The organism is Psychrobacter sp. CX14 (assembly GCF_057396205.2).
In genome coordinates, this window is record NZ_CM183187.1 from 2,845,031 (window position 1) to 2,867,959 (window position 22,929).

General features: G+C 42.2%; 31 protein-coding genes. 8 read left to right on the top strand and 23 right to left on the bottom strand.

Annotated features, from left to right (window positions below; all coding sequences use genetic code 11):
* Positions 1-122: 122 nt before the first annotated feature.
* Both AC2SLO_RS11070 and AC2SLO_RS11075 read left to right on the top strand, forming a co-directional pair.
* Positions 123-1,058 carry an IS256 family transposase, variant Zn-binding type gene (locus AC2SLO_RS11070; protein WP_495637104.1) on the top strand — a complete coding sequence of 312 codons (936 nt, stop codon included), beginning with the start codon at positions 123-125 and terminating at the stop codon, positions 1,056-1,058.
* Positions 1,059-1,249: 191 nt separating this feature from the next.
* Positions 1,250-1,564: a DUF4298 domain-containing protein gene (locus AC2SLO_RS11075; RefSeq protein ID WP_486541868.1), complete on the top strand. Its 315-nt coding sequence runs from the start codon at positions 1,250-1,252 to the stop codon at positions 1,562-1,564.
* A gap of 24 nt (positions 1,565-1,588) precedes the next feature.
* Here AC2SLO_RS11075 and AC2SLO_RS11080 read toward each other — a convergent pair whose 3' ends face one another.
* Positions 1,589-2,401 (bottom strand): sulfite exporter TauE/SafE family protein, encoded by an 813-nt coding sequence (locus AC2SLO_RS11080; RefSeq protein WP_486541866.1) that lies wholly within the window; start codon positions 2,399-2,401, stop codon positions 1,589-1,591.
* Positions 2,402-2,553: 152 nt separating this feature from the next.
* On the opposite strand from AC2SLO_RS11080, the gene AC2SLO_RS11085 reads away from it, so the two are divergent.
* A complete protein-coding gene (locus AC2SLO_RS11085; RefSeq protein ID WP_486541864.1) occupies positions 2,554-3,600 on the top strand; it encodes a biotin--[acetyl-CoA-carboxylase] ligase in 1,047 nt (348 codons plus the stop codon).
* A gap of 76 nt (positions 3,601-3,676) precedes the next feature.
* On the opposite strand, the gene AC2SLO_RS11090 is transcribed toward AC2SLO_RS11085, so the two are convergent.
* Entirely contained in the window at positions 3,677-4,468 is a 792-nt protein-coding gene (locus AC2SLO_RS11090) for an NUDIX hydrolase (protein WP_486541862.1), read from the bottom strand.
* Positions 4,469-4,745: 277 nt separating this feature from the next.
* Between AC2SLO_RS11090 and AC2SLO_RS11095 the strand changes: the two genes are divergently transcribed.
* Both AC2SLO_RS11095 and AC2SLO_RS11100 read left to right on the top strand, forming a co-directional pair.
* Positions 4,746-5,309, top strand: coding sequence for an NUDIX hydrolase (locus AC2SLO_RS11095; protein ID WP_486541860.1), 564 nt, complete (start codon positions 4,746-4,748; stop codon positions 5,307-5,309).
* Between the two features lie 97 nt (positions 5,310-5,406).
* Positions 5,407-5,943, top strand: coding sequence for a hypothetical protein (locus AC2SLO_RS11100; protein ID WP_486541858.1), 537 nt, complete (start codon positions 5,407-5,409; stop codon positions 5,941-5,943).
* 42 nt (positions 5,944-5,985) lie between these two features.
* Here the strand turns inward: AC2SLO_RS11100 and AC2SLO_RS11105 are convergent, their stop codons facing one another.
* Positions 5,986-7,587, bottom strand: a complete 1,602-nt coding sequence (locus AC2SLO_RS11105; RefSeq protein WP_486541856.1) for an NAD(P)H-hydrate dehydratase — start codon at positions 7,585-7,587, stop codon at positions 5,986-5,988.
* A 98-nt stretch (positions 7,588-7,685) separates the two neighbouring features.
* Between AC2SLO_RS11105 and queG the strand changes: the two genes are divergently transcribed.
* The gene (gene queG, locus AC2SLO_RS11110; RefSeq protein WP_486541854.1) at positions 7,686-8,837 is read left to right on the top strand and encodes a tRNA epoxyqueuosine(34) reductase QueG; all 1,152 of its coding nucleotides are present in this window, start codon (positions 7,686-7,688) and stop codon (positions 8,835-8,837) included.
* A 204-nt stretch (positions 8,838-9,041) separates the two neighbouring features.
* Here the strand turns inward: queG and lysM are convergent, their stop codons facing one another.
* From lysM to AC2SLO_RS11140, 6 genes are all read right to left on the bottom strand, one after another.
* Entirely contained in the window at positions 9,042-9,545 is a 504-nt protein-coding gene (gene lysM, locus AC2SLO_RS11115; protein WP_486541852.1) for a peptidoglycan-binding protein LysM, read from the bottom strand.
* 421 nt (positions 9,546-9,966) lie between these two features.
* Entirely contained in the window at positions 9,967-10,203 is a 237-nt protein-coding gene (gene acpP, locus AC2SLO_RS11120) for an acyl carrier protein (protein ID WP_486541850.1), read from the bottom strand.
* 230 nt (positions 10,204-10,433) lie between these two features.
* Positions 10,434-11,162, bottom strand: coding sequence for a 3-oxoacyl-ACP reductase FabG (gene fabG, locus AC2SLO_RS11125; protein ID WP_486541848.1), 729 nt, complete (start codon positions 11,160-11,162; stop codon positions 10,434-10,436).
* Positions 11,159-12,163, bottom strand: coding sequence for an ACP S-malonyltransferase (gene fabD / locus AC2SLO_RS11130; protein WP_486541846.1), 1,005 nt, complete (start codon positions 12,161-12,163; stop codon positions 11,159-11,161). The genes fabG and fabD overlap by 4 nt, the downstream gene beginning before the upstream one ends.
* A gap of 130 nt (positions 12,164-12,293) precedes the next feature.
* Positions 12,294-12,476: a 50S ribosomal protein L32 gene (gene rpmF / locus AC2SLO_RS11135; RefSeq protein ID WP_011959737.1), complete on the bottom strand. Its 183-nt coding sequence runs from the start codon at positions 12,474-12,476 to the stop codon at positions 12,294-12,296.
* Positions 12,477-12,778: 302 nt separating this feature from the next.
* Positions 12,779-13,384 carry a YceD family protein gene (locus tag AC2SLO_RS11140; protein ID WP_486541844.1) on the bottom strand — a complete coding sequence of 202 codons (606 nt, stop codon included), beginning with the start codon at positions 13,382-13,384 and terminating at the stop codon, positions 12,779-12,781.
* 240 nt (positions 13,385-13,624) lie between these two features.
* Here AC2SLO_RS11140 and AC2SLO_RS11145 point away from each other — a divergent pair, with 240 nt between their 5' ends.
* Together AC2SLO_RS11145 and AC2SLO_RS11150 are read left to right on the top strand one after the other, a co-directional pair.
* Complete coding sequence (locus AC2SLO_RS11145) at positions 13,625-14,338, top strand: elongation factor P hydroxylase (protein WP_486541842.1); 714 nt, start codon at positions 13,625-13,627, stop codon at positions 14,336-14,338.
* Between the two features lie 109 nt (positions 14,339-14,447).
* Positions 14,448-15,074, top strand: coding sequence for an L-threonylcarbamoyladenylate synthase (locus AC2SLO_RS11150; RefSeq protein ID WP_486541840.1), 627 nt, complete (start codon positions 14,448-14,450; stop codon positions 15,072-15,074).
* Between the two features lie 185 nt (positions 15,075-15,259).
* Here AC2SLO_RS11150 and rplQ read toward each other — a convergent pair whose 3' ends face one another.
* The 14 genes from rplQ to rpsN all read right to left on the bottom strand — a co-directional run bounded on the left by rplQ (position 15,260) and on the right by rpsN (position 22,923).
* The gene (gene rplQ / locus AC2SLO_RS11155; RefSeq protein ID WP_096065015.1) at positions 15,260-15,619 is read right to left on the bottom strand and encodes a 50S ribosomal protein L17; all 360 of its coding nucleotides are present in this window, start codon (positions 15,617-15,619) and stop codon (positions 15,260-15,262) included.
* Positions 15,620-15,639: 20 nt separating this feature from the next.
* Complete coding sequence (locus AC2SLO_RS11160) at positions 15,640-16,647, bottom strand: DNA-directed RNA polymerase subunit alpha (protein ID WP_486541838.1); 1,008 nt, start codon at positions 16,645-16,647, stop codon at positions 15,640-15,642.
* A 39-nt stretch (positions 16,648-16,686) separates the two neighbouring features.
* Positions 16,687-17,328: a 30S ribosomal protein S4 gene (gene rpsD / locus AC2SLO_RS11165; RefSeq protein WP_486541836.1), complete on the bottom strand. Its 642-nt coding sequence runs from the start codon at positions 17,326-17,328 to the stop codon at positions 16,687-16,689.
* A gap of 111 nt (positions 17,329-17,439) precedes the next feature.
* Entirely contained in the window at positions 17,440-17,829 is a 390-nt protein-coding gene (gene rpsK / locus AC2SLO_RS11170) for a 30S ribosomal protein S11 (RefSeq protein ID WP_486531045.1), read from the bottom strand.
* 20 nt (positions 17,830-17,849) lie between these two features.
* Complete coding sequence (gene rpsM / locus AC2SLO_RS11175) at positions 17,850-18,206, bottom strand: 30S ribosomal protein S13 (RefSeq protein ID WP_486541834.1); 357 nt, start codon at positions 18,204-18,206, stop codon at positions 17,850-17,852.
* A 237-nt stretch (positions 18,207-18,443) separates the two neighbouring features.
* A complete protein-coding gene (gene rpmJ, locus AC2SLO_RS11180) occupies positions 18,444-18,560 on the bottom strand; it encodes a 50S ribosomal protein L36 (RefSeq protein WP_201497744.1) in 117 nt (38 codons plus the stop codon).
* Positions 18,561-18,608: 48 nt separating this feature from the next.
* Entirely contained in the window at positions 18,609-19,940 is a 1,332-nt protein-coding gene (gene secY / locus AC2SLO_RS11185) for a preprotein translocase subunit SecY (protein ID WP_486541832.1), read from the bottom strand.
* 5 nt (positions 19,941-19,945) lie between these two features.
* Positions 19,946-20,404: a 50S ribosomal protein L15 gene (gene rplO / locus AC2SLO_RS11190; protein ID WP_486541830.1), complete on the bottom strand. Its 459-nt coding sequence runs from the start codon at positions 20,402-20,404 to the stop codon at positions 19,946-19,948.
* Positions 20,404-20,583, bottom strand: a complete 180-nt coding sequence (gene rpmD / locus AC2SLO_RS11195) for a 50S ribosomal protein L30 (protein WP_011959727.1) — start codon at positions 20,581-20,583, stop codon at positions 20,404-20,406. Before rpmD ends, rplO begins: the two co-directional genes overlap by 1 nt.
* Positions 20,584-20,616: 33 nt before the next feature.
* Positions 20,617-21,114, bottom strand: a complete 498-nt coding sequence (rpsE, locus tag AC2SLO_RS11200) for a 30S ribosomal protein S5 (RefSeq protein ID WP_019671650.1) — start codon at positions 21,112-21,114, stop codon at positions 20,617-20,619.
* A gap of 2 nt (positions 21,115-21,116) precedes the next feature.
* Entirely contained in the window at positions 21,117-21,467 is a 351-nt protein-coding gene (gene rplR / locus AC2SLO_RS11205) for a 50S ribosomal protein L18 (protein WP_486541827.1), read from the bottom strand.
* A gap of 11 nt (positions 21,468-21,478) precedes the next feature.
* Entirely contained in the window at positions 21,479-22,012 is a 534-nt protein-coding gene (gene rplF, locus AC2SLO_RS11210; protein WP_486541825.1) for a 50S ribosomal protein L6, read from the bottom strand.
* Positions 22,013-22,206: 194 nt separating this feature from the next.
* A complete protein-coding gene (rpsH, locus tag AC2SLO_RS11215) occupies positions 22,207-22,605 on the bottom strand; it encodes a 30S ribosomal protein S8 (RefSeq protein ID WP_486541823.1) in 399 nt (132 codons plus the stop codon).
* 12 nt (positions 22,606-22,617) lie between these two features.
* A complete protein-coding gene (gene rpsN, locus AC2SLO_RS11220; RefSeq protein WP_486541821.1) occupies positions 22,618-22,923 on the bottom strand; it encodes a 30S ribosomal protein S14 in 306 nt (101 codons plus the stop codon).
* Positions 22,924-22,929: the final 6 nt, after the last annotated feature.

Consider the following 22,929-nt stretch of genomic DNA (forward strand, 5'->3'; position numbering starts at 1 on the left):
TTTCAGGTTTTAGCAGCGATTAAGCTCAGATAAGATTAAATTCTTATTATAGAATGAGGTGTAATGGACAAAATTCAGGCTGAGACCCCCTTTAAAGCTATATACTATAAGTATTTGCAAGGATTGAAAGCCATGAATCAAAAAACTGCCCTTTTTGTGGTGAAAAACACACGAAAAAGAATGGTTATAAATCAGGGAAACAGCAGTACAAATGCCTTGTTTGTAATCGGCAGTTTTTAGGTGGCAGGCGGCTCAATAATACAACTTTGTGGCAAGAATATACTCAAGGTAAACAGACTTATAAACAACTTGCTCATAAGTATGGCTGTAGCATAAAGACCATACAAAGGCGACTAGATACTATTGAGATAAAGTCACTTAATAAGCTACCTACTCGTGCCAACATAGTGATGGACACGACCTACTTTGGTAGAACATTTGGCTTAATGGTATTTCTCGACTATACAAGCAAAGCGGTATTACACCACCGTATTATTCACTATGAGACCAACGCTCTGTATAAACTGGGAATAGAGCATATAAAATCACAAGGCATTGATATCACTAGCATTACTTGCGATGGAAGACGAGGTCTTAATGCTTTGTTTAAAGATATACCGATACAAATGTGCCAGTTTCATCAGCTACAGATCATCACTCGATACTTAACTCGTAGGCCTCAAAATATCGCAAGTATTGCACTTAGACAGCTAGCTTTAAATATAAAGGATTATGATAAGACAACGTTCATTCAGGACTTGGATAGATGGTATTTAACTCATGAGGACTACTTAAATGAACGTAGTACCAATATAGATACTGGTAAGACTTGGTACACCCATAAGCGTCTTAGAAGTGCCTATAGAAGCTTGCGAGTAAATAGTGATTGGTTATTCACTTATAGAGAATTAGATGACTTAAACATTCCAAATACAACTAATTCTCTAGAAGGTTTGTTTAGCGAGTTAAAACGCCAATTAAGCAGTCATAATGGGCTCAATAAACAACGTAAGCTTAAGTTTATTAACAACTTTTTAATGACATACTCTGAAGGGTAGCCTGAATTTTGTCCATTAGAGACTAACCGCTCGTTTTTAGCCTGAATTTTGTCCATTACACCTAGAATGACTAATTATCAAAATAGTAATTATCAATATAGATACGTAAAATAGTAAAATAATGGACGGACACCTAACCAATAATTAGATTACTAAACATAACTAACAACACAAATATGAAAGGATGTTCCATGACTAATCCAAGCAATAGCAAGGACGACCCACAAGCCTTGCAGCAAAAATATGAGCGTTGGTATAACCTGTATCAAAAGCAGCTAGAAGCACAAGCACAGTGGCTTGAGGCCGAAGTATTACGGGCGGAACTGCAAGCTTATTATCTCGATGGGCAATGGATGACTGACCGAGAAGCCGACTTACCAATTGAGTATTCTGGCGAGGCGCATTCTATCTTTAGTGAAGACGCCTTGTGGAACATGTTAACCGAGCAAGACGAGCTTGCCCGCAAGTGGATACGACTGGGCATTGATGCATTAGACAAGCGCTAATCTGTCATATCAAATGTAGGTCTGCTAAACCACACCCATGCCTTGTAGTCCTGAACAAAGCAGTTGACCACCGGCGAATACCAGTAGTATGCCAAAAGCACGTTTTAATGTAGCGGCCGGCAACTGATGTGCCAATTTTGCCCCTAATTTGGCAGTAATAAAACTGGCGATTGAAATACAAATAAAACCAATGATATGTACAAACCCAATCGCCCCTTCAGGCAAATTGGCCACGTCTTGACCAAACCAAGCAAACCCTGCCGCCCCTGCCAGTGCAATCGGTAGTCCGCATGCCGCCGAGGTACCGACTGCCTGACGCATCGACAAGCCAGCCCATGTCAAAAAAGGCACGGTCAAACTACCACCGCCAATACCAAATATAGAGGACGCCATACCAATGCTTGAGCCGGCACCGATTTGTACCGGCGCAGAAGGTAGCGGTTTGCCTAACTGCTCTTTGTTTGATAAAAATAGCATCTTAAACGCAACCAATAATGCCGCAACACCAATCAACGCCTGTAGCATTAAACCATTGATTTGATCAGCTACGGCTGCACCAAGCAAGCTACCCACTACCAGACCAATGGCCATATTTTTCCAAATATCCCAACGCACGCCGCCGCGCTTATGATGCGCAGTTAAGGAGCTAATAGAGGTAACAACAATGGTTGCCAGAGAGGTGCCGACTGCCAAATGCGCGATTATCTCAGGAGAGAAGCCATAGGCTGTAAAAATCCAAACCAAGGCTGGCACGATAATCATACCGCCGCCAATACCGAACAGCCCCGCGCATAAGCCAGCAAATGCACCTGCTACTACAAACCAAACAATCATCATGCCATTTACTCTTTCCACTGATATTAGACTGTCAGTATAGCAAAAGCGGTCGCTATATCGATGGCCACTGCACCATAATGACTGTGTTAATATTACCTCTCTTTTAAATCGTTACTTCCGTCATTTAAGTCAATTTCATACAGGCTTTGCAAATGCAGCGTCCGTTTCAACAAAATACCAATAACAACCTAACTCACCATCATGTTGCCGTTAGCGCCTCGACCAATAGCGAGCTGCTGCACTGGTTAGAGAGTGGTCGTATTAGTAAAATGCGTCCTTATATGCTGACAGCCGGTATGCAGACTGCAGGACGTGGGCAACACAAAAGGACTTGGCAATCGCCCATTGGTAATATTTATCTATCGCTGTATCATCCGCTGGCCGCCCCTTTATCGGGATTATTATCGTTGGTTGTCGGCTATCATTTAACTCGTCTGCCTATTATCCAAAACCTAAACAGAATACGTCACCAAGTAGGCTTGCCTATGATTGGGGTCAAATGGGCTAATGATATTGGGTTTTATAATCGTGATGCTAAAAACAATCTGCCAAAGCAAGAAAAAAGCCTAGAGTCAGATAGTCAAGATAAAGAAGATAGCTTGGTTTTTAACAAGCTTGCAGGAATACTCATTGAGCCAGTCACTACTGGAAAGCGTATTACTGGCGTGGTGGTCGGAGTGGGTATTAATATTAAAGCGGCACCTCTATTAAGCGAGATGACCAAAGAAGGAATGGATTATCATGCAGTGAGTCTCAATCAACTCATCACCGATACTCATACTGCTGTACAAAGTCAGGACAATAAACAAATAACGACCCTATCAGCTTTAGCAAATTCACCGCGTGCAGAGGACTTATATCTGCCAGTTAGTGCCACAATTTTGCGGGCGATTCAGCAATTCATATCTTTTGCGGACTCTCCTTATGCAGTGAATAAATTTATCAGCGAATACAATACGGTCAGCGTATTAGCAGGTCGTGATATTCAAGTATTACAACATGGCAGTGACACTAAGTCAGATAAATTAGACGCAGACACAAATGCGCCAACCGTTGCCCTGAAGCAGAATGTACAACAAGGTAAAGTACTGGGAATTAATGCAGATGGCAGTCTTAAGTTGGCTCAAGGTTCAATCGAGAATGAGCGACAAGCACTCAATATTTATACCGGAAACATTCGGGTCACGGCTATTAGATAATGGATGGTTAGATAATCGACGGTCAAATAAATAGACAGCTAAATAATAAATAAGCATACAAATTAGTAGACTAATCTTAATCTGTTGCTTTGTAATACCACTCAATCTCACGATCAAAGCCTACTTTTAATAAGCTGGCGATGACACGTCCGGTTAATCCCCACACCACCTCGTTATCAATCACCCAACTTGGCGTTCTGATATTAATGCTCTTACCCTCCATCTCATAGGCAAGAATATAATCTGTGGTCGGCGCAGAAATAAGCGTTTCAAAGTCTGCCCAAAATATACGTGCAATCTCGCCAAGCTCAGGCACATAAGTAATCGGCGGCTTCACCAATGCCACGATAGGACGCACACTTAAACCAAACTTTGAGGTCTGAATAGGCAATTGCCCAATAATATGCACCTCATTAGGCGGCAAAGCCGTCTCTTCACAGGCCTCACGCAGCGCTGTAACTATATTATTACCATCATCCTCATCATGCTTACCACCGGCAAAAGAAACCTCGCCAGCATGGCTATTTAAATGCGCCGCACGGCGGGTTAATAGCAGCTTCGGCTTCGCTTCATTAGTAATCACTACCAGCACCGATGCATCTGCGACAGGCGTGGTGAGCAGCATATTAAGCAGCGCTTGTGTCTTGCCAATATCCCCTGGTTGATAGTCATTTTCGGCCTGATTATACTCATTAGCATTCTGCTGCTTTGCTTTTTGCAAAATATCATCCTGAAGCCGCTGCGCTAGCTGCTTTAATAGCGGCTGTTCAATATAATCTGGCAGCAGTACCGACAATTCTTCAAAGCGAGGTGACTGCACATTTGGATTCTGCGGTAAGGAAAATGAGGAGGCATTAGAACGTTTCATAGCGGACTATCATCGATTGTTTAGGGCGTTGTGTTAGCCTAACGCATTCTTATTAAGTATGCTATCGTGATGACTGGCTCGACTTAGTCATTGTGTAACCCAAGCTCTCTGACAGTAATAAAGATGTAGGTTAGGACCAACAATAACCTAGCCAATCAGCGCATACGCCTGAGAAGATTGATAATATAATATCTTATGTGATTTGAGTAGACGCTGTACACAGAGTCAACACACAATCAGACACGCTAATATCAATAACCAATTCAAGGAATCCCTTATGGCATATTGTTTACAATGTGGGCACGAAGCAGAGCACAAAATACCAGAGGGCGATCACAATCCGCGGCTTGTCTGCCCAAACTGTGATTACATCCATTATGAAAATCCTAAAGTTATTTGCGGTGCGTTAGTAGTGCATGAGCAAAAGGTTCTATTATGCCGCCGCGCCATTGAGCCAAGATACGGCTACTGGACATTGCCTGCAGGTTTTATGGAAATCGGTGAAACGATTGCAGAAGGCGCCGCTCGCGAAACCATGGAAGAGGCCGATGCCGTTGCCATCAATCCACATCTGTACTGCATCTATGACATTCCTGCCATTGGTCAAATTTACACCTTGTATCTAACCGACTTGCAAGAGGGTAAATATGGTGTAGGACCTGAAAGCTTAGAGTGTGCTTTATTTGAAGAAAAAGACATTCCTTGGGATGACATCGCATTTGAGGCTGTAAAACGCACCTTGACGCATTACTTTAAAGACCGTCAAAGCATCGATGCCCATGACGGTTTTCCACTGCATCAAGAAACCATATCTAAAGATAAAAGCATCAAGCGTTACTAGCCAGCCATTGAGTTCGACTTAGATAAATATAATATAGCCAAATCCTTAAATGCTCTATTAAAAACAAACCCACGCTTTATACCAAGGCAATAAACTTATGACCTTTTTTGTATTAAAAAACAGCTTTAAGAAGAAAAGGTCATCTGCCTTAGCAAAATTAGCCATTATCACTCATTTTTCCAGTCTTAGCCTCATACTAACTTGGGTTGGTCTTAGCGGCAGTCACGCCATGACCGTGTATAAAACGGTGGGCGATTTTGGTGAGGTCAAGTATTCGCAGTTTGCGCCCGAATCTGACACGAAGGTCGATATCATGGAGCTCAATACTTACCATGCCTCGCCGCAAGCCAAACCTGTAAAGGTAGCACAAAATAACAGTCTCCCTATAACAACAAAAGCGACTGATATCACTAGAACGACCAGCCAAAACGCTCACATTGACCAAAAAAAGCAGCACAAACAACAAGAGCGCTTAAGACAATGCAATGACTTACGCACCAGTTTAGGTGAATTGCAATCAGGGCAGCCTATCTATAAGCCCAATAGTAAGGGCGGCGGTCGTCATATCGATCAAGGCGAAATAGAATTAAAAAAAGAGAATATCGAGCTTGTACTGACTCAATACTGTCGCTGATATTCTCTTAGAATGACGCAGATTCTATCCCTATCGCTTTGATTAATTATTTGCAGTTAATTGCTGCAGCACCTTACCTACCGCTTTTGGCATATCACTGGCTTGCAATGCCCATACACCGACTTCTTTCTGCAATATATCACCGGCCAAAGCATGCACCATCACCACCTGTCGTAACTGTCTGACATTATTCGGTAATGCAGATTGCGCCAATAATCCCAATGCCAATCCAGAAAGAACATCGCCCATTCCGGCTGTCGCCATACCAGGATTACCTGCTGCACAGACATAACAGCCCTTTTGTTCCTTAACAATCGAGCCTGCACCTTTCAACAGCCAACTCCCATGATATTGCGCTGACAACTCTTCAATGGCAGCCATTCTGTCAGCTTCCACCTCTGATGCGGTAATACCTAATAACCGTGCTGCCTCTCCGCTGTGCGGCGTATACCAAACGTCATGCTTATCTGCATGCTGTACCAACCGCTGCTTTAAATCGGTATCTTGCTTGGCAACAGTGGCTAAATGATACAGACCATCGGCATCAATAATCAGATTCACACCGGCGGCTATCGCCGCCTGAAGATATTGCTGAAAGAGCGTCAAACTCGCCTCATCACGCCCCAAGCCCATACCAATGGCTACCGTATCACATTGCTCAATCATCTGTTTCACGCCATCGACATCATGCAAATCAATACTCATTGCATTAGGCAGACTGGTGATTAAACTTGGATGAAACATCTCATGACAAGCGACGGTCTGCTTACCTAGCCCAGTCGCCATCGCTGTACTGGCTGCTAGAATAGCCGCACCGCCCATGCCTTGTGAGCTATCAACCCGATTACCGCCAATAATGAGCGCATTGCCGTAACTGCCTTTATGCGAATTATTATCCCGCTGCGGCATCGACTTAGCTGTCTGCTGTAGCCAAGCTTTTGGCAACTGCGATAACACACTTGGTATCATAGGCATATCTATCACTTGCCCGCTATAATCACTGCCATCTTTGATATGCAGCCCAATTTTACGTGCTACCAAACACAGCGTCACATCTGCCCTAATCGCACAGTCATCGAAGACTTGTCCTGTACTTGTTACAAGTCCACTAGGCACATCGACACTGGCTACCGTCAACGCATCACCGCGCTGTCGTTTGATACTGTTGATGGTATCAATCGCTTGTTTATAGTCTCCCTTTGGCGCTCTATCTAGCCCAATACCAAACAAGGCATCGACGAATAAATCAGCGTTTAAATACTCCAAATGACTATCAGCCTCTGTAAGGCTGAGTACTTGGATATCTTGATTCTGTGCATCTCTTTTAGCAGATTGAGCATCTTGAGTGTTACTCTGCCCCACTTCGACCACAGTGACCTTAGCACCGAGCTGGCTTAAATAACTGGAGACTAGCCAACCATCACCGCCATTATTACCACTACCTACCCACACCCAAGCCTTTAACGACCCTGCCAAATCACACTGACGCTGCAGCCAATGCGCCATTTGCCATGCTGCTTGCTGCATTAGTCCATAACTGGGATTGGACTGCGCAAACCAGTGCTTTTCAATCTCATACACTTGTTCTGGGGTATACAAAGGTATGTTTGCTATATGGGCGTTGATAGGTGTTTGCTGTGTCATTTTTTATCCTTATGAAAAAAGTGGCCGGCTATTTATTTTATATTTAACACGTTATAGCTTATCATAGCGGCTTATTTGGTCTTAAAGCTGTTCTGATTATGTCTGCTCCTTACACTCCGCCGCGCTCCGATACTTTGGAGATAAACACCTTTCATGATGCCCAAGATGTGAAGGCATGGATACGTCAGCAGGCGCAGCAGCTTGGCTTTGCAGACTGCGGCTTTATCAACGTTAATAACCCTGTGTTTGAAGCCCAAATGCAAGGCTTACGTGATTGGCTTGCCAAAGGCTATCATGGGCAGCTGACCTTTATGGAAAACAACCACGACAAACGCGCCAATCCTGCGCTATTGGTTGAAGGCTCGCGCACTATCCTCTCTGTGCGTATGGATTATCTAGAAGCAACACCTAAGCCGCGGTCAATTGAGGATAATCTGCGTCCCAATCATGCCATTATCGCGCGCTATGCCCGAGGTCGTGATTATCACAAGACCATGCGCTCTCGCCTCAAAAAACTGGCACAACAAATACAGAGCATGCTACCGCAGTGGCAACACCTTGACATAGCCGCTGACACGCCTTTCGTCTTTCGCCCTTTTAGTGATTCTGCACCCATCTTTGAGCGTCCGCTTGCAGATGCAGCAGGACTCGGTTGGACCGGTAAGCACACCTTGCTGATTAACCGACAGTCTGGCTCTTTTTTCGTATTAGGCGAGTTATTCCTGAGCCTCGAGTTACCTGAAGATGCTCCGGTGAGTGCACACTGTGGTAGCTGTAGTGCCTGTATTGATATCTGCCCGACACAGGCAATTATTGCGCCCCATAAGCTTAATGCCAACGCCTGTATCTCTTATCTGACCATTGAGCATGACGGCCCTATTGATGAGAAATACCGTAGACCCATGGGTAATAGAGTGTTTGGCTGCGATGACTGTCAGCTCATCTGCCCTTGGAACCGTTATGCAAAAGTCAGCCCAATTGATGATTTTCATGCCCGCCATCAGCTAGATGAAAGCTTGTTAACGGACTTATGGCAGTGGACAGAAGCTGAGTTTCTAGAGCGTACTCAAGGCAGTCCTATTCGCCGTACCGGTTATGTCAATTTCCTGCGTAACCTCTCTATTGGTATCGGCAATGCGCTTTATTCTGAACACAACATCCAACTCTTAAAGCAGCGTTTGGGTGAGCACAATGACATGCTTGATGAACACATCAACTGGGCAATTAATGAGCAGCTTACCAAACAATAGAAGTGATAATAACAGATGATTTTTCAATTAATCTTCAAAACCTAGTCTGCCAAATACAACACCGAATCTAAAAAAGGGACACAACCCATTGGTATGTCCCTTTTTTTATTATTCTGCTAGATTCTGCTCATGCATTGCTATCAATTTGGTACCTACTATTTTTAGTCGGTACAAATAACAATACCTGATAGCATTAAAGCTTAATTATGGCTTTGGAATACGCAGTACTTGACCAGGATAGATTTTATCTGGGCTAGTTAGCATAGGCTTGTTTGCTTCAAAGATTTTATTGTATTCATTAGCTGAACCATAAACTTCTTGAGCAATTTTAGATAACGAGTCACCTGATTTTACAGTGTACATAGTTGATTCAGGCGCATCTTGCTTGATATCGATATTATCGATAACTTTAGCAACGTTTTGAACATTACCAATTGCAATAATCGCTTTTTCACGGTCCGCTTGAGTTTCAGCATGACCACTGATTTCAGCTGTATCTGTTGTACCGTTATATTTCACTTTCAAGTTAGTGATATTTAGGTTTTGTCTTTGGATACGCTGTAATAATAAGTTAGCTACTGATTGCGCTGATGGCTCAGTAGAAGCTGGTGCAGCATTCGCATCCGCGTGTGATTCTGTTTCTTTTTTAGCATCATCGCGATTAAAAATCTTATCGCCCATATCCTTTGCAAAGCTAAAAATCCCCATGTCTTACTCCTATCATAAATTATTGTTCAAACAGTTAGCTGGTTAATTATTGTATACACCGATCATCGCGTTTTAATTCATATAATAGTATTTATATAACATCAATCTAACAATGATCAGTGGCTTTATCTCAGTAGTCAATTTTAAATTCTTAACTCAAAATAAAGCAGTCAGCTAACAGGGTGTATCATTACACTGAACAAATTATACGCATTACCACGTAAATTTATTACACTCGCTATGTAGTTAAATGTTAAATTTTATTACCTTAATAGTTAGATGAATCTCTTCTATCAATCAACCCTGTCTTATCATCGACCATAAAAAAGCCACAACGAATACGTTATGGCTGATGCTTTCACAAGTAAATCAATAGCCAAGGCTACCTAATTAAATTTATACACTTACTTATAGGTATAAATTACAGCTTAGCTTTGATGTAATCCACTGCTTTTTGAACCGTGGTTAACTCATTTGAATCTTCGTCAGGAATAGTGATATCAAAATCATTTTCAAACGTCATCACTAATTCTACCAAGTCTAAAGAGTCTGCACCTAAGTCATTGATAAAAGAAGACTCATTGTTAATGTCTTCAACATCTACGTCTAATTGTTCAGCAACGGCTGACTTTACTTTTAACTCGATATCTTCGCTCATAGAAATCTCCATCCTTAATGTTCTTAGTTTATAAAGGTATATCGTTTATCTTACCGAATACACTTGCTCAATTCTAACTGACTTAGCTGATAATTGGGCAGCAAAATACATAACTTTTAGTTATCACCGCCCATTTATTGCTAACTTACTATAAATCTGACAATTAGCAATGCCAATACTTAGTTAAACTTTAGGCTAATTATTATTCATAGGATTCGCTAATAAGCAGACTACATATACATGCCGCCGTTAACAGGAATAACAGCACCGGTGACATAACTGGCTTGATCACTGGCCAAATAAGAGACCGCAGCGGCCACATCTTCTGGCTGACCCAAGCGTCCCACTGGCACCGCATCTAACATAGAGTTTAGTAGGCGCTCATCAAGCTCATCAGTCATATCTGTTTCAATAAGACCGGGTGCTACGCAGTTAATAGTCACTTGGCGTGACCCAATTTCACGCGCTAATGTACGGCTAAAGCCTTCAACCCCTGCTTTGGTCGCCGCATAGTTTGCCTGACCGGCATTACCCATTTGCGCCACCACTGAGGTGATATTGATAATACGGCCTTTTCGCGCTTTCATCATACCGCGAATGGCACGCTTACTCATACGATAAATCGAGGTTAAGTTGGTATCAACTACTTGATCCCAATCCTCATCTTTCATACGCATCAGCAGACCGTCTTGCGAGATACCAGCATTATTCACCAACACTTGCACGCTACCATAAACACTTTCAATCTCTTCAAACAGCTTATTAATCTGCTCTTGATTGGTAACATCTAACGCACGGCCAATACCACCAGCATCATGTAAATAATCATCAATCAGCTGAGCACCTTCGGCAGTTGTGGCGGTACCAATTACAAAATGGCCTTCTTTTGCAAACTGCTTTGCAATGGCCTTACCGATACCTCGACTTGCGCCTGTGACCAATGTAATCGTACGACTCATGACTGTTCCTCAAGTAGCTTTTCAACCAGCTTATTAATACGTGCTGGCTTATCCGTTGGATACGCTGGAATCGGGGTTTCTTGACGCTTCGCCAAGTTACTTAATACCGTGCCAGCACCACATTCAATAATCAAGTTAATGTGCTTATCAGCAAATTTCTGCATGGTTTGTGTCCATAGCACAGGGTGACTTAGCTGCTCGGTAAGTGCTTTTTTAATCGCTATGACAGTTTTCTCTTCAGTGGCATAGCGGTTTTGAATCACAGGCACAGACGGCAGATCAAACTCAATACTCGCCAAGCGCTCCGCTAACGCATCACTTGCTGGCTCCATTAACGCACAGTGTGAAGGTACGCTCACCTTTAGCGGTAGCATACGCTTACCCATACATTGAATGTGTTGGCTTAATATTTCAATGCCTTTTGCGTTACCAGCAACCACTATCTGACCTGGACTATTAAAATTAGCAGCACTAACAATGGCATCTTCATTGTTGCTCTCTACTTGCTCACAGACGCTAATAACTTGACTGTTCTCTAAGCCAAGCACTGCTGCCATCTTGGTGTCTAGGCCCTCTACCGCTTGCTGCATAAATTGACCACGCGCGTGTACCAATTTAACCGCATCGGCAAGGCTAATAGCACCAGCTGCACATAATGCACTGTATTCGCCAAGAGAATGGCCGGCAAAAAACAGCGGCTCAATATCAATCTCTGCATGTGCCTGCAATATACGCCATACGGCAATACTGGCAGCTAATAACGCGGGCTGAGTATTCTCAGTGCTCGCTAAAGCTTCCTCATCTTGGCAGACCGCCCAAAGATCAAATCCTAATGCTTCGCTGGCTTCTGAGAACGTTTGCTCAACGATGGGATATGCCTCGCTAAGCTCATTAAGCATACCAACGGTCTGTGACCCTTGGCCTGGAAACACAACGGCAATGCGGCGTGGCATATCAGGTTGTGTTTGTTTTTTAACTGAGTGAGACGATTTTAACGACATTATTAGCCTTCTTATGCCTTGAGATATCTAAAGATAACCATAAAAAAAGAGCCAAGCGCCACTAATGAAATAAGATCATTAGTAAAGCTTAGCTCTATATTACACTGCAATCATTATAAATGATTGTAGATTAGTCTTCTTGGCTCGCTTTGAACAATTGGCGACCACGGTAGAAACCATCTTTAGTCATATGATGACGACGATGTTTTTCACCAGTAGTGGCATCAATGCTTAGCTCAGCAACTTCCATATGGTGGTGTGAACGACGCATATCACGGCGTGAGCGGCTTTTACGACTTTTTTGAACAGCCATGGGTCTTGCTCCTATTCTAAAATATGCTGTAGAGGTAAACGCTTATGTTTGTTAACAAACCTTAAAACGCTAACTTAGCAAAAATGAGTTCTCTATTGACCTCAATAAGAGCAACTCTTATTAAAAATCAAATAGGTTTAAAATCTGGGAATAATAAACGAGGGATTATACTCGCTTTATCACATAAAATAAAGGGGGTATTCATCTACTCAGTCAGGACATAGAGTAATGACTGTTATTAATCATCAATATCCTGACCAAAGCTACCTTAAAAGCTAATATCCGGTGTTAAATTAATCTAATTATAGCTTACCCTTTAACGCCTCTAAAGCGGCGAACGGGTTCTCATTCTCCTCTTCAATAATCTCGCCGACTTGCTCTACCGCCATTTCACAATCATCATGCTTGGCAGATAAAGGAATATCAAGTAACAGCTCATCTTCGACCAACTTTTTGAGCGGCAACATCCGATCGCCTTTTTTATTCTCTGGCTGCTCTTCTAGTAGCTCTTCTAATAATAAATAATCATCAGAATCATCAACTAGACTCTCTTGCTCTTCACGTTGCAATAAGACCAACTGCGCTTGATGGCCGACATCAATGGCCAGTGGCTGTAGACAGCGCTGACAGTTGACCCAAACATCGCCTGAGAATTCCATAATCAAGGTCAATAACTGGCCTTGTTTAGTGAGCTCGCATTTTAGCTCAATTGGAGCATCTTGGTAAGCCTCTGGCACAACACTAACCAGTCTTTGCATAATGCTCGGTGTAATCGTACCTGACCATACGTAGCCGGCATCTTCCCACTTCTCTAAATTAACCAGTTCCGGTAAATGTTTGGCACTTTTTTCAGTGTTGTTCGTCGCCACCGGTGATGACATGTCAGCTTTTTGAGTATATTTATTCATAGTTTTCTCTTTATTTAAACCTGTATTTTTTGAACGTATGTCTTATGTTGGTATTGTAAGCGATAAAGGCAAGCATAGTCATATCAGTATCTTAATTACTAGGATTGCTTTTAATAAGACCATATCATGGCAACTTTACTACCAACAATATATAAATGGACCATTCCTTGCTAGAATAGCGCGTTTATCAGCCTAACTGGTCTGTTTATATCCATTTACTTATCTGTTATTAGAATCACTATGCCAACACCTGATTTTTCTCAATTGCCGATTCGTAAGCTTGTCGCAGAGCTTGAACATAAGCCACTCTTTATTCAGCTTAATTATGCAGTGGCTAACAGCTCTGTCTTAGAAAGCGAAGATTCAAGCTGGGCGCAGCTGAAACAACAATGGCAATACTTGCATCATTCTAATGCCACCGAGCAACTCTCTAGTGAGCAATTAGAAGCTCAAGAAGTTGACTGGCTTATTACTGTCTTTAACAAAACCTTTGTCCACCATAATGTCATTCTTGCTCGCGGTGAACATGAACCAGAATACTTCCCTGCGCATGAGCAGCAGCCTGCTCGTATTGAATTTGCACATGGGTTTTTCCAAAGTGCCTTACATGAAATCAGCCACTGGAGCATCGCAGGTAGTCATCGCCGTACGTTGCCTGACTTTGGCTACTGGTATGCCCCTGACGGACGCACAGAAGCGCAGCAAAGTGCTTTTGAGCGGGTAGAAATCAAACCACAAGCAATTGAGTGCCTATTTACCTTAATGTGTCATAAGCACTTTAGAGTCTCACAAGATAACTTAAATGCCGACTTTGATACCAGTCACAGCACATTTGCTAATGACGTGTTTAATCAGGCCACAGACTATATCCAAAATCCTAACGCATTACCCAAAGACGCACAAACCCTACTGACCATACTCACCGCTTTATGTCATGATAATATGAACACATAAAATAAGGTCAAACACACTGCACATGAATTAGGCTTATGATTCCCATAACCAATAAAATCACTTGTGCGGCTGCCTGACTTCTCTTTAATTTTTTACTGTGAGGCATCCCATGCAAACGTTATATATTCACTCAGAAAATCCACAGCCAAGACTAATTGAACAAGTGGCGAATGCACTCAATAACGATCAGCTTATCGTCTACCCTACTGATACCAGTTACGCTTTTGGTTGCAAAATTGGCTCTAAAAATGCACTAGAAAAATTACATCACATTCGTCAACTTGATGACAAACATCAATTTACACTTTTATGCCGTGATTTAAGTGAAATCGCTACCTATGCAACCGTAGACAATCAGCAATTCAAACTACTCAAGGGCAACACTCCTGCGCCTATTACTTATATATTAGAGGCCACAAAGGATGTACCTAAAAAACTCTCACACCCTAAGAAAAAAACCATTGGTATTCGTGTACCCTCTAATCCAATAGCCCAAATGATGCTTGAAGCCATGGGTGAACCAATACTAACTAGCTCATTAATCTTGCCAGAGACCGAAACACCGCTTGCGCTAGATGATCCTTTTGATATTGAAGACAAGCTTGCCAATAACATTGATGTGATGATTAATGCGGGTGTATTAACCACTAAGTTGACTTCTGTAGTCGATATGACTCAGTTTCCACCAGAGCTTGTGCGACATGGCGCAGGAGATGTTTCACAAATTATTGAATAATTGAACATTAATATCCGAATAATCTAGATATCTCGCTGCATTTTAAAATGACATAAGAAAACCTCAGTAACCATATTAAAATATGTTCTAGAACATAATTTAAAAAGCTACTGAGGTTCTTTTATTAGCACGATGACTAATAGACTTTGCTAACCTTAAATGAGTTTATTCAACTCAAATAAATATTAGTCGCGATCTACCAATTCAACATATGCCATTGGTGCATTATCACCATCACGATTGCCACATTTGATGATACGTAAGTATCCACCTGGACGATCTTGATAACGTGGTGCTAGTGTACCAAATAGTTTACCAACCATATCTTTATTGCGCATACGGCTGAAAGCCAGACGGCGGTTAGCAACTGAATCTTCTTTTGCCAATGTAATCAAAGGCTCAGCCACACGGCGAAGCTCTTTAGCTTTTGGTAATGTTGTTTTAATCAGTTCATGTTCAAACAATGAGTTTGTCATGTTCTGGAACATTGCCTTACGATGGCTGCCGGTGCGACCCAGCTTAACTCCACTCTTACGATGTCGCATGGTCAAATATCCTTAATAGTTTAACGGCTACGGTAAGAAAAACGGTCATCAACACGTAGGTCAGCTGGTGGCCAATTCTCTAGGCGCATATCCAGTTCAAGACCTTTAGACGCTAATACGTCTTTGATTTCAGTTAATGACTTCTTACCAAGGTTTGGTGTTTTAAGCAATTCAGTCTCTGAACGCTGTACCAAATCGCCGATATAGTAAATGTTTTCAGCTTTCAAACAGTTTGCTGAGCGAACCGTTAGTTCAAGGTCATCCACTGGGCGTAATAGCACAGGGTCAACCTCTTCTTTCTCTTTCACAGGCTCTGGCGCTTCTTCTGCTTCTAAATCTACAAAGATTGAGATTTGTTGCTGCAAAATAGTTGCTGCTTTGCGAATTGCTTCTTCAGGATCGATCGTACCATTGGTTTCAAGTTCAATGATTAGACGGTCAAGATCCGTGCGCTGTTCAACACGAGCATTTTCAACTTGGTAAGCAACGCGTGATACTGGGCTAAAGCTAGCATCCAATTTCAAGCGGCCAATTGCTTTAGTGTCGCCATCTTCACGGCGTAAGTTAGCAGGCTCATAACCACGGCCCATAACCACACGTAAGCGCATTTTTAGGTGACCACGGTCACCTAAAGTACCTAGAACCAAATCAGGGTTAACAATATCAACGTTATGTGGCAGTTCGATATCTGCCGCAGTGATAGTGCCAGGACCTTTTTTATCTAGTGTCAAAAATACTTCATTTTGATCGTGCATTGTAATTGCTAGACCTTTTAGATTTAATAATAAATCTAAAACGTCTTCTTGCAGGCCTTCAAGGGTAGAATATTCATGATCTACGCCTTCAATTTCTGCTTCAATAACGGCTGCACCAGGCAATGAAGATAGAAGAATACGACGAAGGGCATTACCTAAGGTATGCCCAAAGCCGCGTTCCAACGGCTCGAGCGTGACTTTTGCATTGGTTTCATCAACCGCATCCACGTTAATGGCATTAGGGGTCAGAAACTCGGTAGCATTTAGCATCATATTGTCACCTCGATTAGTTAATCAAATTATTGTTAGCGATTATTTAGAGTACAATTCAACGATTAAGCTTTCGGTGATTTCTGCAGGCAAATCAATACGATCTGGTGCTTTCTTAAATGTACCTTGCATTTTGCTATGATCAACGTCTAACCATTCAGGGATACCACGTTGAGTTGCAAGCTCAATTGCATTCTTAATACGCAACTGTTCTTTCGCTTTCTCATGGATGGCGATTACGTCACCATCTTGAACTTGGATAGATGGAATGTTCACACGAACAAACTCATCACGACCCGCTTTTTTCAACATAACAGCACGATGGCTTACTAGCTGACGTGCTTCAGCACGAGTTGAGCCAAAGCCCATACGGTATACTACGTTGTCTAAACGACGCTCTAGCATTTGCAGTAGGTGTTCACCTGTTGCGCCGCGAGCACGTGCAGATTCTTTATAATAATTAGCGAACTGACGCTCTAATACGCCATAGATACGTTTAACTTTTTGCTTCTCACGAAGCTGTAATGAGTATTCTGAAGCTTTGTTGCGAGTGTTGCCGTGTTGGCCAGGTACTCGACCTGCTTTTTTAGTCTTTACGTCATAAGGTTTAACACCTGATTTTAATTGTAAATCAGTACCTTCACGACGCGACAACTTTAATTTTGGACCTATATAACGGGCCATGCTTGTGTCTCCTTGAGTTACGTCTTAATAGTAACTTGTAACGGTAATTTCGTCTTAATACACACACCGTAACTTTGCTTTTAATAAAGCAAAGCATACGGTAACAATAGTTTATACGCGACGCTTTTTAGGCGGACGGCAACCGTTGTGTGGGATTGGGGTTACATCAGATATACTGTTAATTTTATAACCTAATGCACCTAAAGCTCTTACCGCAGACTCACGACCCGGTCCTGGACCTTTAACCAGAACATCGACATTTTTTACACCATATTCTTGAGCTGCTTTACCAGCAACTTCAGCTGCAACCTGAGCTGCGAATGGTGTAGATTTACGTGAACCACGGAAGCCTTGTCCACCAGAAGTGGCCCAAGCCAATGCATTACCTTGACGATCAGTAATCGTTACAATGGTGTTATTAAAAGACGCATGAATGTGGGCTACGCCCTCTGATACCGAACGACGTGCCGTTTTTTTACGACCACGGGTGTCTTTTGCCATCTTTTAGCTTCCTAAGTTAATTATCTTTTAATTGAACGAATCGGACCCTTACGAGTACGAGCGTTATTCTTCGTGTTTTGACCTCTTACAGGTAAGTTACGACGATGGCGGATGCCACGGTAACAACCTAAATCGACCAAACGCTTGATATTCATTGAAACTTCACGACGAAGGTCACCTTCAGTCATGTAGTTACCAACTTGTGCACGGATAGCATCAAGCTGCGTGTCATCTAATTGACTGATTTTAGTAGTAGGTTCGATGCCAACCGCTTCTAAGATTTGCTTAGCGGTAGTACGACCAATACCAAAAATATAAGTCAATGAAATCACTGCATGCTTGTTATCCGGAATGTTGACGCCGGCAATACGAGCCATTGATTTCTCTCCAGTTATGAAAAATGAGTCTTTATTATATTAAGAATAATAGTCAGACTTATGTTTCAGATTTTGCCATTTACTAAATCGCTTTATTTATCGATTGGCTTTGATACCAAAACAGGAAATAAAGGATAGCAAACGACGGCAAGTGGCGGATGATAACTCATCCGCCCTATTTTTTCAAGTGTAATTCACAACTTGTGCTTTAATGACTCAAAACACAATTAATATAAATTAACCTTGACGCTGTTTGTGGCGTGGTTCAGCTTTACAAATAACATGAACACGACCTTTGCGGCGTACGACTTTGCAGCTACCACAAATCTTTTTAACAGATGCTTGAACTTTCATAATATTCTCCTGTTGAACAAACTCTCTTAGATAGGCTACATGTAGAACTTATTTAATAAGAGTTTGATCATGATACTGATGTGTCATTAAGTGAGCCTGTAGCTGGGAGATAAAGTCCATAACTACGACTACCATAATTAAGAGTGATGTACCACCTAAGTGGAATGGTATGCCAAATGAAGACTGTAGGAGCATCGGCATCAAACAAATCACAGTCATGTATATCGCACCGATAAAGGTTAAACGATTTAATACATGATCTAAATAACGTTGTGTTTGAAGACCCGGTCTAATACCTGGAATGTATGCCCCACTACGCTTCAAGTTCTCAGCTACTTCACGTGGGCTAAAAACTAGCGCCGTATAGAAATAACAGAAGAAAATAATCATCGCTCCAAATAGCACTAAATATAATGGCTGACCTGGCGCTAAGACTAAAGACATAGTTTGTAATAGTTGTTGCCACATACTTGGATCAGCAGAGTTACCAACCCACTGGCCTAAACTTGCTGGGAACATCAACAACGCACTGGCAAAAATTGCTGGAATAACACCGGCCATATTAATCTTTAAAGGCAGATGTGATTGCTGATCAGCATAAATTTTGCGGCCTTGTTGTTGCTTTTGAGCATAGTTAACCGGAATACGACGCTGGGCTCGTTCAATAAAGACGATACCTGCGGTAACCGCTATACCTAAAACAGCAAATACAAGCAGTACAATCAAGCTTTGCGGATCGTTCCGAACCATCTCAAAAGATTGCCCTAACATACTAGGAACACTGGATACAATACTGGCAAAAATCAGCATCGAAATACCGTTGCCCACACCGCGCTCTGTAATTTGTTCACCAAGCCACATCAAAAACATGGCACCTGCTACAAGCGAGCTTACAGCAGGAATATAAAAAGTTAAACCTGAGGATAAAGTCAGATTTTGGCTGATTAATCCAGTACACATAAAGATGGCTTGAATAGATGCCAAAAAGAGAGTCCCTTGACGCGTATACTTATTAAGTTTACGGCGCCCGGCCTCTCCTTCTTTTTTTAAGGCTTCCAATGAGGGCAACACAGCTGACATCATTTGAACAATAATAGAAGCCGAAATGTAAGGCATAATACCTAAAGCCATGATAGACATTCGCTCTAAAGCACCACCTGAGAACATATTAAACATGCTCAAGATGGTGTTTTCGTTACGAGAGAATAGCTCTGCTAGGCTAACTGGATTAATACCAGGAACTGGGATATGTGAACCTAAACGGTAGACAACCAGCGCCCCTATCAAAAATAACAGACGATTCCATAGCTCATCATACTTACGGATAAAGACAAGCGGGTTCATCGGAATTGCAGAGGTAGGCGCAGATTGCTTAGCCATTTAAATTACTCCTCAGTACCCTCAGCGACTTCAACAGTACCGCCAGCAGCTTCAATAGCAGCCTTAGCACCTTTAGTCACTTTAACACCTTTAAAAGTGTAAGCTTTATTAATCTCGCCAGATAAGATGATACGTGCGCGTTTCATGTCATGACGGATAATGTTAGCAGCTTTTAAAGTTTCAACACTGACTACATCGCCATCAAGCTTATTCAGCTCAGATAAACGTACTTGTGCAGTAGTGAATGCCATTTGACTGGTAAAGCCAAACTTAGGCACACGGCGGAATAAAGGCATTTGGCCACCTTCAAATCCACGACGAATGCTTGAACCTGAGCGTGATTTTTGACCTTTCACACCACGGCCACCAGTTTTACCAAGGCCCGAACCAATACCACGACCTTTACGGTGGGCAGTTTTCTTAGCACCAATACCTGGTGATAATTCGTTTAATTTAAGTCCCATTACGCTTCCTCCACTTTAACCATGTAATTGATGCGATTCACCATTCCACGGGTTGAAGGCGTGTCTTCAACTTCAACTGTATGTCCAATACGGCGTAAACCAAGGCCCATAAGACAAGCTTTATGGCTCTTGAGGCGATGGGCACCAGATTTAATTTGAGTAACTTTCATTGTTTTCATCGTAACTCACCTACTTTAATATCTAAAAAATGGTTAGCCCAAGATTTCGTCTACAGATTTACCACGTTTTGCAGCCGCCTTTTCAGGTGACGACATATCACGTAAACCATTGAATGTTGCGCGTACTACGTTTGTTGGGTTCGTTGAACCGTAACATTTAGTTAATACGTCTTCAACACCAGCTGATTCTAATACGGCACGTACAGCGCCACCGGCGATTACGCCAGTACCTTCGTTAGCAGGCTGCATGTATACTTTACTAGCACCATGACGAGCAACGATAGGATGCTGAAGTGTTACGCCATCAAGATCAACAGTGATCATGTTGCGTTTAGCAGCTTCAAGTGCTTTTTGGATAGCAGCAGGAACTTCACGAGCTTTACCACGTCCAAAACCAACACGGCCATTACCATCACCAACAACAGTTAATGCTGTGAATGAGAAGATACGACCACCTTTAACAACTTTTGATACGCGATCAACAGAGACTAACTTCTCTACTAGACCGTCATTTTGTTCTACTTTAGCCATGATTAAAACTCCAATCCATTTTCACGAGCGGCGTCAGCCAATGCTTTAACACGGCCATGGTATTTAAAACCACTACGGTCAAAGGCGACTTTTGTGATGCCAGCAGATTTTCCACGTTCAGCAATAAGTTGACCAACAGCTTTTGCTGCTTCAACGTTACCAGTAGCGCCAGAGCGTAAAGTGCTATCAAGCGTAGACGCTTGAGCCAATACTTCTCCGCCGGTTGGAGAAATGATCTGCGCATAGATATGGCGTGGAGTACGGTTAACTACTAACCGATGCACACCCAAATAGCGGATGTGGGCACGTGTCTTTTTAGCTCGACGTAAGCGAGCAGCTTTTTTATCAAACATGTCATTTCACCTTATTTTTTCTTAGCTTCTTTACGAACCACATGCTCGTCACTATAGCGAATACCTTTACCTTTATAAGGCTCAGGTGGACGATAACCACGGATTTTCGCAGCAGCTTGACCCAGTGCCTGCTTATCATTAGATTTTAAAATGATTTCAGTTTGAGTTGGCGTCTCAGCAGTTACACCTTCTGGAAGCGTGTACTCGATTGGATGTGAATAACCAACGTTTAAGGTTATTTTATTACCCGCTACTTGAGCACGGTAACCAACACCAATCAACTGTAGACGTCTTTCAAAGCCTTCAGATACACCGATAGCAAAGTTGTTCAATGTAGAACGCATTGTGCCAGTGTGCATCCATGCTTCTTTAGAGTCAGAAACAGGTGATAAGATCAGTTGATCATCTTCTTGTTTTAGCTCGACCAAATCATGCAGGTGTAAAGACATAGTACCTTTACTGCCTTTAACTTCAACCTGCTGACCGTTCAAAGTAACACTTACGCCCTTAGGCAATGTTACTGGGGCTTTAGCCACACGAGACATAGGAATATTCCTTAATTACAGATAAATAACGAATGATTATGAAAAAATTAACAGGCACTAGGCCTGTTAATTTATATAATCAGCTCTATATTAGATAAGCTTTTAATACTATTAACTTAATAGGTGCCTAAATAAAGGCGCCTATTATAACTGATTAATAGTGTTTTAAAAAGTTAAATAATACAAATAGTGATTTAAGCAACAAATGCGATTACTTCACCGCCAATACCAGCAGCACGAGCAGCGCGATCGCTCATGATACCTTTACTGGTTGAAACAATTGCAACGCCTAAACCTTGCTGTACCGTGGGAATAGCGTCTTTACCGCGGTATTGACGTAGACCTGGACGACTGTAGCGTTTAATTACTTCGATAACAGGCTTGCCTTCGAAATATTTTAGTTCGATAGTCAAGGTTGCTTTACCATTGCTTTGTTCAGTTACTTCAGCAGAAGCGATGTAACCTTCTTGAACTAGTAGGTCAGCAATTGACTTACGTAGTTTAGAGTTAGGCATAGCAACATTAACTTTACGTGCCATTTGTGCGTTACGGATACGGGTTAGCATATCAGCAACTGTATCTTGCATACTCATAGTATTACTCCCTTACCAACTAGCTTTACGAACGCCTGGAACATCACCTTGCATTACGCGTTCGCGTAAAATGTTACGTGATAAACCAAACTTACGAAAGTAACCATGAGGACGGCCAGTTACGGCACAACGATTACGTAGTCTTACTGGTGATGAATTACGCGGAAGAGATTGAAGCTCAAGAATTGCTTCCATTCTCTCTTCGTCACTTGCATTTACATCACTAATGATTGCTTTAAGCTTTGCACGCTTCTCAGCATACTTAGCAACCATTTTCTCGCGTTTTAACTCGCGATTAATCATGCTCTTTTTTGCCATAATGCT